Raw genomic sequence first — 15861 nt, forward strand, 5'->3', positions numbered from 1 at the left:
TTGATGAATCATCAATAATTAATTAAAAGCCCTAAATACAACAAACCCCTGAAAAAAACAGGGGTTTGTCATTAGCCTGAGGGGTCTGTTGACCCCTCTTAAATGCATTGAAAAACAGTGTCACCAGCCACGAGATTTTCTGGCCTTGCGGTAGCGTCTGTTACGGGCACGGCTGGTGGCTTCCTGGTCTTTAATTTTATTCCAGTCGTCCATGGTGAATTTTTCATTATTAGCATACACCATGCGGGTTCGACAAAAATCCATGTACTCCAGTAGCGTGTTTTCAATAGCATCCATGGTATTATCAATGACAATACAATCATCCACATAACCAATTCCCGGAATGTGATCGGGAATAACATCGCTGTCATCAACAAAGTAACGGATGGTGGCGTTAATCTGTTGTTTGGTATCGTCATCTGTTTGCCATGAATCATCTTCAATCATGTTGATCATGGATTCAAGACTGGTGATTTGATGAAGGACATAAGTGTCTTTACTGTCACCATGTATTGTTTTAATTTTTTCTTGTGCCTTGTGTATATCATTGGCGTCAATATGTGTGCCATGTTTTTGAATAAATTGTTCAAAATGGTCTTTAACTTGCTCGTCGATGTTGATTGATATGGATTTCATGGTTTCCCCTAAATTAAAAGTCATTTGTCGAAGAACTAAATATTATAGCTTATTTTTACACGCGACGATTTTTCATGGCAAAACGCGTGCGTCGATGCCTCAAACGGCTGGCGGATTCTTGTTTTTTTATCTTTTGCCAGGCTTCGCGGTTAATACATTTGTGCTGGCCGTAAACACGTTGTGTCCCCTGAAAATCCAGATAATCATTTAATTCGCGACTCAGTTCCTCTTTGGTGTTGCTGATCACGATGCAGTCATCTAAGAATCCCAAACCGGGTGTGCTGTCGGGAATTATGTCATTTTCATTTAAAAAATAAGTCATCGTTGCGTTGATACGTTGTGCTTTTCCTGCAGAAACCTGCCACTGGGGCTCCATTAACATGTGAATCATGGTTTCGAGGTCTTTTAAATGACTTAACAGTATGTCATCATGACTGTTTCCACTGAGTGATTTGATTTTTAATAACGATCTTTGCAGGATGTGATGATCTAATGTTTCGTTGCTATTGTGCGTAAGTTGACTAAAATGATTTTTAAGCGACTCACTGATTTCGATGGTGATTCTGTGCATAAGTGGTTCCGTTCAAAAATAATTATTATAGCCCAAGGCCCAAATAATTGAATCTGCCGAAAGTCACGAAGGTTTTTTACACCACGCAGAGATGTGTGGATTCATTTTGCGTTTGTGTGTGAGTGAAAATAATTAGTCAGGTTTTTTTTGGTTTTCTTCGGAATCAATGATTTCAATGTCGTCTAGAGTAACATGGCCCTGACCGAAGGAGAAATCATAGTCGTAGACAAAATTATCCACCTGACGGCGAACTTCATGGCCGGTGACGGTCATGTCTGAATTAAGCTGAATGGTGAGGAATGGCGGGATATAACCTTTGATATGGGTGCCGGTGAATTTCAGACTGTTTTTCCAGGCCTCGCGTCGCAACAAAGTTGGGTAATGTCCGTACGTTTCACTCAGCTGGGTTTTGAGTTTTTCAGCGGCTTTAATTTCTTCAGGTTGGCTGATTTTAATGAGATTACTCATAATTGCTTTGAGAAAATCGCTGTTGGGAATTTGTTTTAAATCCAGCAATTTAAACCAGGCCAGGGCAGTGACATAGTCTTTGTCCTGCATATGGTATAAAGCAATCAGAGACATGGCGTACTGATTGCCAAATTCAGCGGCCTGGGTGAAGTGTTTGAGGGCAGAATCCCGAAAACCGTCTTTGTCATCTTTAAGACCTTTGGCCAGATGATATTGATCCGGTTTTATGATTTGTCCGCTGTCATCGAAATGCAAACCATATTCAGCGTAACCTGAATTGATTAATGAGGTTAAGCAGAAAAACAGTAACAATCTCATGGGGTTCGGGCGTTTCATAGGAACCATTATTTTAATACAAATCAAAGGCAATATAAAGCCACGCCGATGTATTCATGGTCATGGGATAAACTGATTATGTGAGGCCATGTGTGGCCGGTTTGGGGGTCAACCAGTATCGGTGCACCCGGTTTCGAATAACCCGGCATAGACTGGTTGGGTCTGATGATATCAGCATGGATATGATGCTTTTTAAGTAATGTTTGAGCCAGTTCACGAACCGCTAAAGACTGTTGCTGATAACCTGACAAGTGGGGTCTATGTTCAAACAGGCTGTGTAAGTGTATCCAGTTTTCCGGATTGTGACAGGCCAGACAATGAACCACGGTTTCTTTAGGCCAATAAAACCGAAGCGATAGGCGATGATTTTCAAAGTCAATGGCCGCAGACAGTTTTTGCTCATTATGGTGTAAATTATTTAATGAAGAAACGGACAAGGCATAGGCCGATGGCGAAAAGGTTAACGATGGATTGATTCTTTGTAGTGCCTTATAGGAGGCTTCTTTAGCAGCCCACAGACTCCACAAATAGCGGTTGGGTCGGGTGGCTGTCAGGACATGTTGCTGTTCCAATGGCGTTAGGATGCGCTGCAGCCACCGATGGTTCAGGTATTTTTTTTTATCAAATTGATAATCAACAATATCGTTGCCAATCATGGTGTTTGTTTTGAAAGCGGGAATTGCTCAAAGTGGGCCTTTTCCATGTTTTCCAAGTTGTTGATAATCTGGCCGGCGGCTGCCCGCATCGCGCGGCGACCTTGATGTTCACTATCAATGGTTTGCAGCTTCATTTTAATGTTAAATCGCTCACCATTGTCGGGCATTTTACTGGCTGTTTGCTGCTTGTCGCCGCGTAAATAAACACACAGTACCTGATTGAGATGACTGTCCATATGCAATTTGCCGACACCATAAATATAATTTTCGTTGTCCACCCGACCGCTTTGGCTGCGACGACCTTCGGGGAAAATCATGACATAATGGCCATGGTGCAGTAAATAAGCCGCCTTATTCATGGTTTGTTTGGCTTTTTCCGGGTCTTCGTCAATCAAAATACATTTCCCCAAATAGCATATAACACGGTACAAGAGACTTTCTTGTACATTGCGGGCATTGGGCAGGTTCCAACAAAAGGTTCGAAAGTGCAACAAATAAGAACCCATGGAAGAAAACGCCCAGGCCAGTAACAGAGAATCAATGTAGGTCAGGTGGTTGGGACAAATGAGTAGCCCCGACGGGTTTTGTCGACGAATCTGTTTAAACTGCTGTCTGATTGATTGCAAATCACGGATGCGGTAATTTTTAATGTACTTCATCCACAGCACCACCAAGAAATAAAGCAGTGGCATGCAAAGGAAAGCAATCACTTTTTGTAAGGCCAGCGGCCATACCTGTCGATGGGGCAGTTTCATGTTGGAACGAAAAGGCACCTTGATGTGGTAGTAAGGTGCCTTTTAAGGATTGATTTAAGTTTTGGCTTTAATGACGGTGACGGCATCGCCCATGGTGCGGATTTTATCGGCTTCTTCGTCACTCACTTCAATGTCAAATTCATCTTCAAAATCAATGACGATGTCCACTAAGCGGGCCGAGTTTATTTGCAGATCTTCTAAAAAACTGGTTTCTGCAGTGGCGTTTTCTAAGGCCGCTTTATTTTTACAATAGGGCGAAACAATTTCTTTCACTTGTTCAAATACGTCGTTACTCATAATAATTCCTCAAGGATTAAATGTTTTAAATAGGGTACAGGCATTCACATCACCAAAGCCAAAACTGGCTTTAGCCAAAATCCGGGCGTCGCTGTCTTCGGTTGTGTGGACAATGCGATCGGCATAGGGTTCTAAGTCCGGGTGCAAATCTTCACAGTTTAAAGAGCCATGCACAAAACCACGGCTTAATTGTAACACGGAAGCCACACATTCAAGACCACCAGCAGCGCCCAGGGCATGTCCGATAAGCGACTTAGTGGCATTTACTTTAGGCATTTGTTGCGGTTCAAGACCAAGGGCTTGTTGCCAGTTTTTAATTTCATACGGATCGGCCATGGTGGCGGTTAAATGGCCGTTAATCAAATCCACTTCATGTCCCTGAATGCCGGCCATGTTTAAAGCACTTTGAATACAGCGTTGCACACCGATTGGATTCGGGAAGGTGATGCTGCCGCCATTGCGTTGGCCACCGCAATTAACTGCCACACCGATGACTTCGGCATAAATATCACCCCCCCGTGCCAATGCACTGTCCAGAGATTCCAGCATCAACATACCGGCGCCGGAGCCGGGCACAAAGCCCACTGCCGATGCGCTCATAGGCCGTGAGGCTTCTGTGGGCTTGTCGTTATAACCACGGGCCAAAACCCGCATGGCATCAAAACCGGCCCAGCTGTATTTTGAGGCACCTTCGGTACCACCCACCAACATCCGTTTAAGCTGACCTGACTGGATTTTATGGAAACCCTCGACAACCGCTTCGGTACCGGTGGTGCAAGCGCTTGAATTGGTGGTCACTTGTCCGCCTAAGCCCAGTAAGCCACCAATGTTGGCACTGCTGGAGCTGGCCATGACTTGTTCAACCATGGTGGAGCCGAGGCGTTTAACCCGGCCTTTATCCACTAATGGGATCAGTTTATTACCGATGGTGTCGAGGCCACTGATGCCGGTTCCGATAATGGCACCGGTGTCCCAATCGGGTTCATCGCCTGGCTCAGGCAAATCGGCATCACGCCAGCAATCAATGGCGGCAATGGCGCCAAAAATCATCGCCTCATTCATGGCCAGTAAGGATTCTTCACTGAGGTAATCTGTTTTAATGGCGTCAATACCTTGCGGAATACCACCGACCTGACAGGCGAAATTGGCTTCGGCCAGATGTTCATGGTGTTGAATACCGGACACGCCGTTTCTCAAGGCCTGTTCATAGTTGTCTAAACCATGGCCATTGGGGGCGACCACGCCCATGCCGGTGATGACCACACGGTGTTGTTGATGACTCATTATTTACGCACTCCCATGCCCGAAATAACACAACTGGCGACCAATTCATTGTCGGCATTGTGCATATTGACGCGGGCTTTTAATTTCATCCGACGCCAGAATATTTTTTCAGCGCGGATGGTGACTTGTTCACCGGGATAAACCGGACGACTGAATTCGACCTCGGCATCACTGAATAAAGTCAGCCACTGGTCGAGTTCGGATTGATCTAATTGTAAGGACAATAAATATAAACCGTAGGCAACCACACCGGTTTGGGCCATGGTTTCGAGTAGGATAACACCCGGTGTGACCGGTTGTCCCGGAAAATGGCCGGCATAAAAGGATTCGTCTTCCTTAAAGGTGTATTGGCCGACAATACCATCCTCATTCACTGAGACAATGTTATCGATAAACCGAAACGGCGCTTGTTGCGGCACCAAATCCAGAATCTGCTGATGGCTTAAGGCCTGTGTCATGTTAATTGACCTCCGAGTGATTGCGCGCTTTGATGCGGATAATCCCGGTATTGGATGTTTTTAAAGATGCCGGCTTTGGCATCATTGATGGTGTAGATTTCCTGGTCATCGACAAACACTTTGGCCGAACCGATGGCAATCGCCGCATCCTGAGCGGCCATATTGGAAAAGCGTTTAATATCAATCTCATACCTAACAATCTTATTGTGCGGTCTGATTTGGCCAAAAAACTCAATGGCACCGGCGCCCAAGGCCCGTCCGGCACCTTTGCCGCCACGGATAATGGCGTAAAAGCCAATCAGTTGCCACACCGCGTCAACACCGAGACAACCGGGTTGTACCGGATCCTGGCGGAAATGACATTGAAAGAACCAGTCATCCAGGGAAATATCCTGTTCAGCGACAATCCGACCACGTTTACCTTTGTGTGAAATTTCAGTAATGCGGTCGAACATCAGCATTGGTGGTGAGGGCAGTAAGCCACAGCCTTCGATCGGCGGGTCTTCAATCAAATCCCCCCAGGAATAGGCCAGTAGTTCATCTTTGCTAAAAGACGTCCGTTGTAAAAAATCCTGATACTTCAATCTCATACTGTTTCTCCAACGGCGAGGGTCATACCACCCCAGGTTAAACCGGCGCCCACCACAATCAGGCTGATCCAGTCGTCTTTTTTAAACAAATCCCAGTTTTGTGATAACACTGACGGTGCCCCTGCCGCGCCGCAGTTGCCATACTCATCAACGTTGTATAAATGTTTGTTTTTCTGAATACCGAGCTTGTTACAGACGGATTGCAACATGGTCAGGTTAGCCTGATGGCTGATAAAATAGTGATTTTTCAGGGGTTCTGCGGTTAGTTTTTGCAGGTGCTTAAAAGTGGCCACGGTTTTTTTGATGGCGAATTTTTGAACAGATAGTCCATCCTGATAAAAATGTGCACCGGTTTTGGTTTGGACCTTATCCCAGCCGCCGGGGTCAGAAGCCATAAAAGTGTTTTTAATGTGCATAGCAGCCGGATGTTTTTTGGAAAAAATCACCGCGGCCGCGCCATCACCGATTAATACGGCGGTGCGGCGGTCACTGAAATCAGTGGTGGTGGTCCAGCTTTCGGGAATCACACACAGTACATAATCAGGCATCGCCGCTTCGTCCATGTGATTAAGAAAATGTACATGACTGGCAAAACTGGAACAGGCCGACGTGATGTCCACGGTAAAGGCATCGATACCGGCTTCAGCGGCAATCACACTGGCATTTGCCGGTAATGAATAGGCCGGGGCACAGGTGGCTGAAATCACCATGCCGACATCTTGTTTTTGAATCCCGGCGCGATTTAAGGCCATGTCGATGGCTTTGGCGCCCATTTCGGCGCTGCTTTCCAGGGTTCGAACCTGACCCACATCACGGTTATGGCTTTGTTTTAATTCGTCCAAATCCATGACTGTGCGGCGCTCTTTTATGCCCACACGCTCGATAATCCATTCGTTACTGGTTTCAATGCCCAAGGATTCTAAAAAGGCATTGTCGATAATATTGTCAGGATGGTAATGGCCGGCGCCATGAATATACAGCATAGTCGTCCTTTAAAAAGAGGCGATTTGTTCACCGCCATCGGCACGAATCAGCGCACCATTAATCCACTGCGCTTCATCACGGGCCAGTAAAGACACCACATCTGCCACATCTTCAGGTGTGGTCAGGCGTTTAAAGGGGTTTTTCAGTCGCGCCACGGATTTCATCCGGTCACTGCCGGGAATCGCCTGCAGGGCTTTGGTGTCGGTGACACCGGCCTGAATAATATTGGAGCGAATGCCTTGCGAGGCAAACTCAACGGCTATGGATCGTGACACGGATTCCAAGGCAACTTTAGCGGCTGATACCGCGGCGTAACCACGCCAGGCGATGGTGTTACCTTCACTGGTGAGCCCCAAAACACGGGCATCATCGGCGAATAATTTTTGTTGTGAGAGTTTTTGGGTCCAGGTCAGCAGACTGGTGCCCATGCTGTAAATGGTGCGCGCCATGTCTTCATCTTCAATCAGCATGTCGCTGTATTCAGGGTTATCCAGCGGAAAAACTTCACCGACACCGTCCGCCAGCAGTTCGTCCACGGCGCTGTTCACCTGTTCGCTGTCCAGACCGAGTTTTTGTGCCAGTTGTTCAACAGCGGGGTTGTCCTTCTGGCGTTTCTGTGGCGCAATGAGTTTTAAATTTCCAAAGGCAATGGAGTGAAGTAATACGCGTACTTTGCCGTTCTCGCCCAGGGCTTCTTTAAGACCGGCCAGTACCTTTTCAATGCCACGCTCACTCAGGGCATCGACATTAAAACTGATAAAGTCAACACCGGTGTTTTTAATCTCATCAAAGTCCTTGTTGATTTGTTCCATGGCACCGCGGCGATCTCGATGAACAATACAAATGTTCATACCCTGGCGACTGAGTTTTTTGGCACTGGCTAAACCAAAACCGCTGGATCCGCCTAAAATCAGTGCCCAATGCTTGCTATTAAAAATCGTCATGTGTTGTCCCCGACAAATTAATTTGTTTATGATTTAAAGGCTTTGTGTGCACTCTTCAGGTTAATCACTGATGTAATATCAACCCCAATGCTTTTAAAGAATCCGCGCAGCGGCCGATTGGGGCCGAGCTCTAAAATCTGCTGATCTTTGAGCAAATTCATGTTATCCCGCCATTTAACGGTGCCACTGATTTGTCTCGACAATGATTCAATCAGCTGTAACTTATCCGCGACATAAAAGTCACCGAGGAAATTGGACGCCACTTTAGGCAAATTTTGCTCGTTTATGTCATCAGCGAAATCCAATAAGAATTCATGAAATTGGGCTTCCACCGGCGCCATATAACGCGAATGAAACGCCGCGCTCACAGTCAGTGGCACAGCCCGAAAGGATTGGCCTTCGAACTTATCAGTTAAGGCTTTTATGGTTTTGTCTAAATCATCCTGACGACCACTTAAGACCACCTGTTGTGCGGAGTTATCATTGGCGATATCGATGTTATGCTGATCTGCGATTTCACCAATGCTTTTTAAATCAATGGTGTCCATAATCACCGCCGCCATGGCACCATCCTCGTCGGTTTGGTTCATCAGTTCACCGCGGCGTGCGACAATGTTCAGCGCCGTTTCAAAAGACATGACATCGGCGGCCACCAGCGCTGCATATTCACCCAGAGAATGACCGGCGAAATAATCGGCGTTTAAATTTTGGTGGGCCTGAAGCGCGCGAAACATGGCGATTTCAGCGGTGAGAATACAAGGTTGGGTGTAATTGGTCTGATTTAATAAGTCACCGTCTCCATGGCAAATTTCATACACATCAAAATCCAGAATCTGATCGGCGGTTTTAAATACATCCGCTGCTTCGTTGTACTCTTCGATAAAATCCCTGGCCATGCCTTTTTTTTGTGCACCCTGTCCAGGGAACACCACTGCGCTAAAGCTCATGTTTTATGTTCGTGTTAAAGAGGCATGGATTATGGGGATTTATCGGCTCGGATTCAAGCGATAAGTTATAAATTGTCCTTAAATTAAATCAAACAAACGTATGATTTTTAAGGATTATTTTTTCCGGAAATTTTAGATTTAAGCGTTGACTGCGCAAATGTAAAGTGGTCAGAAATTGATCTCAATTTACGTTTTCCATGAATTTTCGATATACTAAGCAATTCCTCACAATTTAGTTACAAATGAAAAAGACAGTTATGATTGTATTGGTTATGGCATGTTTGTCGGCTTGTTCGACAGCTTACTATAACTCCATGGAAAAATTTGGCGTCTATAAGCGTGATATTTTGGTTGATCGGGTGGAAGAAGCCCGCGATGCGCAGGAAGATACCAAAGAACAGTTTAATTCAGCCCTTGAGCAGTTTGGTTCGGTGGTTAATTATGACGGCGGTTCGCTGGAAAAAATCTACAAACGCTTGCAATCTGAATATGACGACAGTGTGGCGGCGGCCGAGGATTTGAATGAACGCATTGATGACATTGAAAAAGTGGCCGAGGATTTATTCGAAGAATGGCAGGCAGAACTGAATGATTACAGTAACGCCCAAATGCGCCGTGACAGTGCCGAGCAATTACGGCAGACACGCCATGAATGCAATCAACTTATCAGAGCCATGCGCCGAGCCGAGGATAAAATTCCACCGGTTTTGGCGGTGTTTCAGGATCAGGTTCTCTATTTAAAACATAACCTAAACGCAAGAGCCATTTCAGCTTTACAGGATGAGTACATCAGCATTAAAACTGATGTCGCTGCGCTGGTGGCTGAAATGGAACGCTCGATTGATGAAGCGAATGTGTTTATTGAAGCGATGCAAGATGCATCATAGTTAATTTTATTTCCGAGGAGAACCATTATGTCGTTAACTGAACCGGTGTTATTATTTTTCACCACTATCATGTATTTAGGGATTGTGGTTTTATTCTTTTGGGCCTTTTACAGTGTGGTGACATCACTGCGTTCTATTGCGCGCTCGCAACAGCAGATGGCCATGACACAGGCTGAAATTTTGAAAGCGATAAATAACAAATCCACTGAGCGAAATTAATCGACTTTGTCTTTGCCAAAAGTGGCCTGATACAAACCACTGCTGTGTGAACCGTTAATGATTTTACAAAATAACTCAGCGGTTTTTTCGGTGTCATAGAGGGCCGAGTGGGCTTGTTCGGTGTCCCAATTAATGCCAGCGGCTTTGACCGCACGGGCCAATACCGTCTGGCCGTAGGCAAGGGCGCCTAAAGTCACGGTATCAAAACAGCTAAACGGATGGAACGGATTGCGTTTTATGCCGGAACGTTCGGCAGCGGCATGGACAAAGCCCAAATCAAAATGGGCATTATGCCCAACCAGAACCGCACGGCTGCAGCCGGTTTCTTTAATTTTCTTACGAACCGGCGAAAATATTTTCCCCATAGCAGCTTTCTCGTCTAAAGCCATGCGTAAGGGGTGATTCAGATCGATGCCTGTGACTTCCAGTGCTTTGGGATCAATATGCGATCCCTCAAAAGGCTCCACATAGGCATTAATGGTCTCAACCGGTTTAATCAAACCGTCTTCACCCATGTCTAAAATCACCGCAGCAATTTCCAGTAAAGCATCGGTTTGGTTGTTAAATCCGCCGGTTTCGACATCCACCACCACCGGCAAGAAACCACGAAAACGATTTTTGATTGGGCTCATTTTGATTGTTTAAATGGGATTGACTGTATTGTAACAGGCTTATTGATAAATCATATTTTAAATATATTGCATATAATGTATATCTTAATTATAATATCAGGTATTTCTTAATCGAGGTTTATTATGAATATTAATCGTTGGATTCAGCGTTTAGCCGGTTTGTTTGTTTTATTGAGTTTATTGTTAGCGCACATCACAGGTGATGTAAATTTATTGAAGCCCACCTGGCTTTGGGTTGCTGTTTTTGTCGGCTTTAATCTGTTCCAGTCCAGTTTTACCGGCTTTTGTCCACTGGCTAAAATTTTAAAAGCGGTTGGGGTTAAAGAGTAATCAAGTAGGATTATTCCAATAATACTAATGATTAATGAGATTCTCGTGTCAAGCACTAGAATGACGAACCATGTAATTAGAATATATTCGTTATTATGTCACCCTCGTGAGTCTGTTTTAATTGCTTTAACTTAAACTTGGAAGTGAACATTTAAAAAGATCAACCACAAAGATCACAAAGAACACACAGCGTTCACAAAGATAAACATATTATAAGATTGACTTCGTGGCCTTTGTGAAAAACTATGTGATCTCTGTGGTTATTTATTTAAAATTACGGTGATAACGAAATGGATTAATTTTTTGATTCTTCGATATAGCGATCAATCATTTGTTCTAACACGTCTAATGGTACGGCGCCGCCGGAGAGGATGGTGTCGTGGAATGTGCGTAAGTCAAAATCATTGCCGAGGGCTTGTTCGGCTTTACGCCGCAGTTCCCAGATTTTAATTTCGCCGAGTTTATAAGACAGCGCCTGAGCGGGCCAGCCGATATAGCGGTCTATTTCTGTGCGCACGTTGTGCTCGGACAGAGCGGTGTTATCGCGCATTAAGTTAATCGCTTCTTCACGGCTCATGCCCATGGCGTGCATGCCGGTGTCCACCACCAGGCGCATGGCACGCCACATTTCATAGGTCAGGCGACCAAAATCAGAGTAGGGATCCTGGTAAAAGCCGACTTCTTTGGCCAGCTTTTCACAATACAAGCCCCAGCCTTCGCCAAAGGCTGAAATATAACCACGGCGGCGAAATTCCGGTAAATCATCCAGTTCTTGGGTCAGGGCGTTTTGTAAATGGTGCCCCGGCACGGCTTCGTGAAAGGTCAGTGCCTCCAAGTTATACAAAGGCCGTTTATCCAGGGCATAGGTGTTAACCCAGTATTCACCCGCACGGGTGGAGTCAATCGGCGCACCGGAATAACGACCGGTGGTGTAGTTCGGCGCGAAAGCCGCCGGAACCGGTTTAACGGTGTAGGGCTGGCGCGGTAGTTTCGTAAACAATTGCGGTAGTTTACCGTCCATTTGCTTGGCGATATAGGCCGCTTCTTTCAGCAGTTCTTCGGCGGTTTTCGGGTAAAAACGCTCATCGGTGCGTAAAAACTGAATAAATTCAGCAAAGCTGTCATCGGTTTTTGGCATGAATTCACCTTGTTCAATCAGTGATTCAATAATGGCTTCCATCTCAGCACGAATCCTTTTAACTTCTTTCAGGCCAATTTGATGGATTTCTTCCGGGCTTAAGTCCAGGGTGGTGTACTCCTTAATTTGTTGTTGGTAATACGCTTTGCCATCCGGTAAGTCATAAGCACCAATACTGGTACGGGTTATTGGTAAATAGGTATTCACCATAAAGTCTTTAAATTTTTTAAAGCTTGGATTAATTCCTTCTTTAATCAGTTTCTGCGCTTGTTGTTGATAGTAATTAAATTGCTTATCCGTGAGTTGTGCCGGTTTTTGTAAAAAAGGTTGATAGAAACTCGACTGACTGACGTCTTCTTCGATGTAACTGTTAATAAATTCAGGGTAGTGTTCAAGGATAACTTTCGGCTGAGTGTAGCCACGTTTTAATCCGTTTGTTAGGTTAGTGATATGCTGATTAACCACACGAGGAACCTGCTTTAAACGACTGATGTAGTTGTCAAAATCTTCTGTGGTTTTAAAGCTTAAATAACGGTGCATGGTGGCCAGACCCACATGGAATGAACTTTCTGAGTTAATCGGTATCTGGTATTCTTTGGCATCAATATCGGCGATTTGTTGTTGTAAATTATCCAGCTGCATTTGCCGGGAAATTTGTTCCTGAAAGCTCAACCCATCAGGATTGATGGCCGCCAATTCTTGCCTGAGTTGCGTCAGATCAGCACGCACTTTCTGGTAATGGGCTTCTGAGACATCATTGAGTTCACCGGCTTTGTCCTTATCGCCATAATAAGCAGCGGTTTGGGGTGAATGTTTTATGTGGGTTTGTTGAATCTTATCTAAAACCTGCGTCAGTCCAGCCGAAGCATCGGATCGGACGCCGCTACTCATTACCATGGTGATAATCAGAATCAATACTTTATTCATTTTGTTCTCTTTTAATGTAAAACCCGCACCCGAATGGTGCCGGAGATGTCTTTGAGTTGTTGCACAATGCCTTCAGAAGAATCGCATTGTACATCCATAATCACATAACCGACCTCACCGGCGGTTTGTAAATACATGGCCGCCACGTTCATGTTTTCACGGGCAAAGGCCTGGTTGATTTGTTCCAGCATACCGGGTTTGTTTTCATGGATATGCATCACCCGGGTTAAGTCGGGATGAAGACTGGGCAGCGAGACTTCCGGGAAATTAACCGCCGAAGTGGTGGAACCGTTATTGGAATATTTAATCAGTTTGTCGGCCACTTCATTGGCAATATTCAATTGGGCTTCCTGGGTTGAACCGCCAATATGCGGGGTTAGAATAACCTGATCAAACCCGGTCAGTGGTGAGTTAAACGTTTCGTTGTTGCTGGCCGGCTCTTCGGGAAAAACATCGATGGCGGCACCGGCAATATGATCAGAACGCAACGCATCCACCAGATCATCAATCACGATGATATTGCCACGGGCGGCATTCACCACATGGGCACCGGCCGGTAATAAGGCCAGTTCTTTGGTGGTGATCATGTTTTTCGTCAGTTCAGTGGCCGGCACATGCAGTGACAATACATCGACTTGCGGTAGAAGTTCTTCTAAGCTGGCCACCGCCTGACAATTACCGAGGGGCAGTTTATTCTCAATGTCATAAAACAGTACATGCATACCCAGTGCTTCGGCCAATACACCGAGTTGTGACCCAATGTGGCCATAGCCGACAATGCCCAGGGTTTTGCCGCGGGTTTCATGGGACCGAACCGCGGATTTTTGCCATTCACCGCGGTGGGCTTTGGCATTTTTTTCAGGGATGCCGCGCAGTAACAGGATAATTTCGCCCATCACCAGTTCAGCGACACTGCGGGTGTTGGAAAAGGGCGCATTAAACACCGGAATGCCACGACTTTTACAGGTGTCCAAATCCACCTGGTTGGTGCCGATACAAAAAGTGCCCACCGCCATGAGTTTATCGCAGGCATCCAGATTAACACCAATTAACTGAGTGCGTGAGCGGATGCCGAGGATATGGGCATCGCCGATGAGCTGATGCAATTCATCGTCCGCCGGGGTGCTGTCCACCGTGACAATCTGACTGTATCCATCACGTCTGAAAAGCTGTTCGGCTTCGGGGTGAACGCCTTCGAGTAAAACCACTTTTATTTTTTCTTTACTTAGTGAGAGTTTGGTCATATTCTGACAATCATTAATTATTGTGAGAATTCTAACAAAATGTTAGCGGATAAACTGACGAAATTATTAAAACATGAATTAAAAGACATTGCCCATTCAACCAGACCGGCTGATTTAGTGCATTTTGGTCAGGACTGGACGCGTTTTTACACGCCCAACCCATCGGTGATTTTCTATCCGGATAACACTGAACAAGTCCAGCATATTATGCGTGTGGCCTATGAAAACGACCAAGCTGTGGTGCCCTCAGGTGGCCGCACCGGTTACAGTGCCGGTGCGGTGGCAACAGATGGTGAATGGGTGATTTCTCTGGTACGGTTAAATCAAATCGGTGACTTTAATGCGGTTAACCAGACAGTGCAAGTGGGTGCAGGGGTGATTACCGAGCAGTTACAAATCTTTGCCGAGGAACAGGGATTAATGTACCCGGTGGATTTTGCCTCAGCCGGTTCCAGTCATATCGGCGGCAACATCGCCACCAATGCCGGCGGAATTAAGGTATTGCGTTATGGCCTGACCCGGGACTATGTGATGGGTTTAACCGTGGTAATGGCCGACGGTGAATTATTGCATCTGAACAAAGGCCTGGTAAAAAATGCCACCGGTCCGGATTTGCGACATCTGATGATTGGTTCAGAAGGCATTTTAGGGATTATCGTGGCGGCCGAGATGAAATTAATTAAACCGCCGCCTGCGCAGATGGTGATGCTGTTATCGCTGGGCAGTTTAGCAGCGGTGATGCAAACCTTTGAAAATGCCCAACGCAGATTAACGTTATCGTCTTTTGAGTTTTTCTCAGACCGGGCCTTAAAGCGGGTCATGGCACACCGGTCACTTGATAACCCATTTGATGACGTGCATCCGTTTTATGTGTTGCTGGAGTTTGATGAGGATGAAGATGCCGCCATGGCGGTTTTTGAGGATGGATTAGAAGCCGGTGAGATTACCGATGGCATTATTGCCCAAAGTCTCGATCAGGCCGAACAATTATGGCAATACCGAGAAGGCATTTCAGAATCCATTGCTGAATTCACACCGTATAAAAATGATATTTCAGTGACCATTGATCAAGTCACTGATTTTATGCAACGTTTGGACACATTGTTAGTAAAAGAATATCCTGATTTTGAAACCATTTGGTTTGGCCATATCGGTGATGGTAATCTGCATTTGAATATATTAAAACCCGACAAGCTGCCGGTGGCTGATTTTAAACAGCAGTGTGAAACCGTTAATGACCATGTTTACGGCTTAATCCGGGATCTCGGTGGTAGCATTTCTGCCGAACATGGTGTCGGTTTACTCAAAAAACCCTACCTGAGTTATTCCAAATCCGCGGCAGAAATTAAATTACTCAAAGCCATTAAAAACAGCTTTGATTCGAAAGGGATTTTAAATTCCGGCAAGGTTATAGATTAAACGACTGATTTAGATAGTAATTTAGTATGCTTCACTTGTTTAGAAACAGACCATTTTAATGGTGTCAGACTGCTGACAAAGTCCCCACTTTTGAGTGGGGATTTTTTATAATAGCAGTATGCTAAAAGATCACCCCCCC

General features: G+C 45.5%; 19 protein-coding genes. 4 read left to right on the forward strand and 15 right to left on the reverse strand.

What is annotated here, in order from left to right; genetic code table 11:
• Positions 1 to 120: 120 nt before the first annotated feature.
• From IEV16_RS12845 to IEV16_RS12900, 12 genes are all read right to left on the reverse strand, one after another.
• Complete coding sequence (locus tag IEV16_RS12845; protein ID WP_188366127.1) at positions 121 to 636, reverse strand: YkvA family protein; 516 nt, start codon at positions 634 to 636, stop codon at positions 121 to 123.
• Between the two features lie 55 nt (positions 637 to 691).
• On the reverse strand, positions 692 to 1207 hold the full coding sequence (locus IEV16_RS12850) for a YkvA family protein (protein WP_188366128.1): 516 nt from the start codon (positions 1205 to 1207) through the stop codon (positions 692 to 694).
• A 132-nt stretch (positions 1208 to 1339) separates the two neighbouring features.
• Positions 1340 to 2011, reverse strand: a complete 672-nt coding sequence (locus IEV16_RS12855; RefSeq protein ID WP_188366129.1) for an SEL1-like repeat protein — start codon at positions 2009 to 2011, stop codon at positions 1340 to 1342.
• A gap of 23 nt (positions 2012 to 2034) precedes the next feature.
• Positions 2035 to 2667, reverse strand: a complete 633-nt coding sequence (locus IEV16_RS12860; RefSeq protein WP_188366130.1) for a 4'-phosphopantetheinyl transferase superfamily protein — start codon at positions 2665 to 2667, stop codon at positions 2035 to 2037.
• Positions 2664 to 3422: a 1-acyl-sn-glycerol-3-phosphate acyltransferase gene (locus tag IEV16_RS12865; protein WP_188366131.1), complete on the reverse strand. Its 759-nt coding sequence runs from the start codon at positions 3420 to 3422 to the stop codon at positions 2664 to 2666. Before IEV16_RS12865 ends, IEV16_RS12860 begins: the two co-directional genes overlap by 4 nt.
• Positions 3423 to 3476: 54 nt before the next feature.
• Positions 3477 to 3719 (reverse strand): acyl carrier protein, encoded by a 243-nt coding sequence (locus IEV16_RS12870; protein WP_229728358.1) that lies wholly within the window; start codon positions 3717 to 3719, stop codon positions 3477 to 3479.
• Positions 3720 to 3728: 9 nt separating this feature from the next.
• Positions 3729 to 5003 (reverse strand): beta-ketoacyl-[acyl-carrier-protein] synthase family protein, encoded by a 1275-nt coding sequence (locus tag IEV16_RS12875; protein ID WP_188366132.1) that lies wholly within the window; start codon positions 5001 to 5003, stop codon positions 3729 to 3731.
• On the reverse strand, positions 5003 to 5461 hold the full coding sequence (locus IEV16_RS12880; protein ID WP_188366133.1) for a 3-hydroxyacyl-ACP dehydratase FabZ family protein: 459 nt from the start codon (positions 5459 to 5461) through the stop codon (positions 5003 to 5005). Before IEV16_RS12880 ends, IEV16_RS12875 begins: the two co-directional genes overlap by 1 nt.
• Positions 5458 to 6051: a bifunctional 3-hydroxydecanoyl-ACP dehydratase/trans-2-decenoyl-ACP isomerase gene (gene fabA, locus IEV16_RS12885; protein ID WP_188366134.1), complete on the reverse strand. Its 594-nt coding sequence runs from the start codon at positions 6049 to 6051 to the stop codon at positions 5458 to 5460. Before fabA ends, IEV16_RS12880 begins: the two co-directional genes overlap by 4 nt.
• Positions 6048 to 7034 (reverse strand): ketoacyl-ACP synthase III, encoded by a 987-nt coding sequence (locus IEV16_RS12890; RefSeq protein WP_188366135.1) that lies wholly within the window; start codon positions 7032 to 7034, stop codon positions 6048 to 6050. Before IEV16_RS12890 ends, fabA begins: the two co-directional genes overlap by 4 nt.
• A 9-nt stretch (positions 7035 to 7043) precedes the next feature.
• Positions 7044 to 7979, reverse strand: a complete 936-nt coding sequence (locus tag IEV16_RS12895; RefSeq protein ID WP_188366136.1) for an SDR family oxidoreductase — start codon at positions 7977 to 7979, stop codon at positions 7044 to 7046.
• Positions 7980 to 8005: 26 nt separating this feature from the next.
• Entirely contained in the window at positions 8006 to 8926 is a 921-nt protein-coding gene (locus tag IEV16_RS12900) for an ACP S-malonyltransferase (RefSeq protein WP_188366137.1), read from the reverse strand.
• A 257-nt stretch (positions 8927 to 9183) separates the two neighbouring features.
• Between IEV16_RS12900 and IEV16_RS12905 the strand changes: the two genes are divergently transcribed.
• Both IEV16_RS12905 and IEV16_RS12910 read left to right on the forward strand, forming a co-directional pair.
• Positions 9184 to 9813: a DUF2959 domain-containing protein gene (locus IEV16_RS12905; RefSeq protein ID WP_229728359.1), complete on the forward strand. Its 630-nt coding sequence runs from the start codon at positions 9184 to 9186 to the stop codon at positions 9811 to 9813.
• Between the two features lie 27 nt (positions 9814 to 9840).
• Positions 9841 to 10032: a hypothetical protein gene (locus IEV16_RS12910; protein ID WP_188366139.1), complete on the forward strand. Its 192-nt coding sequence runs from the start codon at positions 9841 to 9843 to the stop codon at positions 10030 to 10032.
• Here the strand turns inward: IEV16_RS12910 and rnt are convergent.
• Positions 10029 to 10664 carry a ribonuclease T gene (gene rnt / locus IEV16_RS12915; RefSeq protein ID WP_188366140.1) on the reverse strand — a complete coding sequence of 212 codons (636 nt, stop codon included), beginning with the start codon at positions 10662 to 10664 and terminating at the stop codon, positions 10029 to 10031. The genes IEV16_RS12910 and rnt overlap by 4 nt on opposite strands.
• A gap of 123 nt (positions 10665 to 10787) precedes the next feature.
• Between rnt and IEV16_RS12920 the strand changes: the two genes are divergently transcribed.
• A complete protein-coding gene (locus tag IEV16_RS12920) occupies positions 10788 to 10994 on the forward strand; it encodes a YgaP family membrane protein (RefSeq protein ID WP_188366141.1) in 207 nt (68 codons plus the stop codon).
• Between the two features lie 295 nt (positions 10995 to 11289).
• On the opposite strand, the gene IEV16_RS12925 is transcribed toward IEV16_RS12920, so the two are convergent.
• Together IEV16_RS12925 and serA are read right to left on the reverse strand one after the other, a co-directional pair.
• Positions 11290 to 13059, reverse strand: coding sequence for a DUF885 domain-containing protein (locus tag IEV16_RS12925; protein ID WP_188366142.1), 1770 nt, complete (start codon positions 13057 to 13059; stop codon positions 11290 to 11292).
• 11 nt (positions 13060 to 13070) lie between these two features.
• Positions 13071 to 14303 (reverse strand): phosphoglycerate dehydrogenase, encoded by a 1233-nt coding sequence (gene serA, locus IEV16_RS12930; RefSeq protein ID WP_188366143.1) that lies wholly within the window; start codon positions 14301 to 14303, stop codon positions 13071 to 13073.
• A 39-nt stretch (positions 14304 to 14342) separates the two neighbouring features.
• Here serA and IEV16_RS12935 point away from each other — a divergent pair, with 39 nt between their 5' ends.
• Positions 14343 to 15722 (forward strand): FAD-binding oxidoreductase, encoded by a 1380-nt coding sequence (locus IEV16_RS12935; protein ID WP_188366144.1) that lies wholly within the window; start codon positions 14343 to 14345, stop codon positions 15720 to 15722.
• Positions 15723 to 15861: the final 139 nt, after the last annotated feature.

This window comes from Marinicella pacifica (genome assembly GCF_014636635.1).
GTDB lineage: Bacteria > Pseudomonadota > Gammaproteobacteria > Xanthomonadales > Marinicellaceae > Marinicella > Marinicella pacifica.

Coding starts and splice junctions, on each gene's coding strand:
- IEV16_RS12845 (WP_188366127.1), bottom strand. CDS start 636: ATGAAATCCATATCAATCAACATCGACGAGCAAGTTAAAGACCATTTT.
- IEV16_RS12850 (WP_188366128.1), bottom strand. CDS start 1,207: ATGCACAGAATCACCATCGAAATCAGTGAGTCGCTTAAAAATCATTTT.
- IEV16_RS12855 (WP_188366129.1), bottom strand. CDS start 2,011: ATGAAACGCCCGAACCCCATGAGATTGTTACTGTTTTTCTGCTTAACC.
- IEV16_RS12860 (WP_188366130.1), bottom strand. CDS start 2,667: ATGATTGGCAACGATATTGTTGATTATCAATTTGATAAAAAAAAATAC.
- IEV16_RS12865 (WP_188366131.1), bottom strand. CDS start 3,422: ATGAAACTGCCCCATCGACAGGTATGGCCGCTGGCCTTACAAAAAGTG.
- IEV16_RS12870 (WP_229728358.1), bottom strand. CDS start 3,719: ATGAGTAACGACGTATTTGAACAAGTGAAAGAAATTGTTTCGCCCTAT.
- IEV16_RS12875 (WP_188366132.1), bottom strand. CDS start 5,003: ATGAGTCATCAACAACACCGTGTGGTCATCACCGGCATGGGCGTGGTC.
- IEV16_RS12880 (WP_188366133.1), bottom strand. CDS start 5,461: ATGACACAGGCCTTAAGCCATCAGCAGATTCTGGATTTGGTGCCGCAA.
- fabA (WP_188366134.1), bottom strand. CDS start 6,051: ATGAGATTGAAGTATCAGGATTTTTTACAACGGACGTCTTTTAGCAAA.
- IEV16_RS12890 (WP_188366135.1), bottom strand. CDS start 7,034: ATGCTGTATATTCATGGCGCCGGCCATTACCATCCTGACAATATTATC.
- IEV16_RS12895 (WP_188366136.1), bottom strand. CDS start 7,979: ATGACGATTTTTAATAGCAAGCATTGGGCACTGATTTTAGGCGGATCC.
- IEV16_RS12900 (WP_188366137.1), bottom strand. CDS start 8,926: ATGAGCTTTAGCGCAGTGGTGTTCCCTGGACAGGGTGCACAAAAAAAA.
- IEV16_RS12905 (WP_229728359.1), top strand. CDS start 9,184: ATGATTGTATTGGTTATGGCATGTTTGTCGGCTTGTTCGACAGCTTAC.
- IEV16_RS12910 (WP_188366139.1), top strand. CDS start 9,841: ATGTCGTTAACTGAACCGGTGTTATTATTTTTCACCACTATCATGTAT.
- rnt (WP_188366140.1), bottom strand. CDS start 10,664: ATGAGCCCAATCAAAAATCGTTTTCGTGGTTTCTTGCCGGTGGTGGTG.
- IEV16_RS12920 (WP_188366141.1), top strand. CDS start 10,788: ATGAATATTAATCGTTGGATTCAGCGTTTAGCCGGTTTGTTTGTTTTA.
- IEV16_RS12925 (WP_188366142.1), bottom strand. CDS start 13,059: ATGAATAAAGTATTGATTCTGATTATCACCATGGTAATGAGTAGCGGC.
- serA (WP_188366143.1), bottom strand. CDS start 14,303: ATGACCAAACTCTCACTAAGTAAAGAAAAAATAAAAGTGGTTTTACTC.
- IEV16_RS12935 (WP_188366144.1), top strand. CDS start 14,343: ATGTTAGCGGATAAACTGACGAAATTATTAAAACATGAATTAAAAGAC.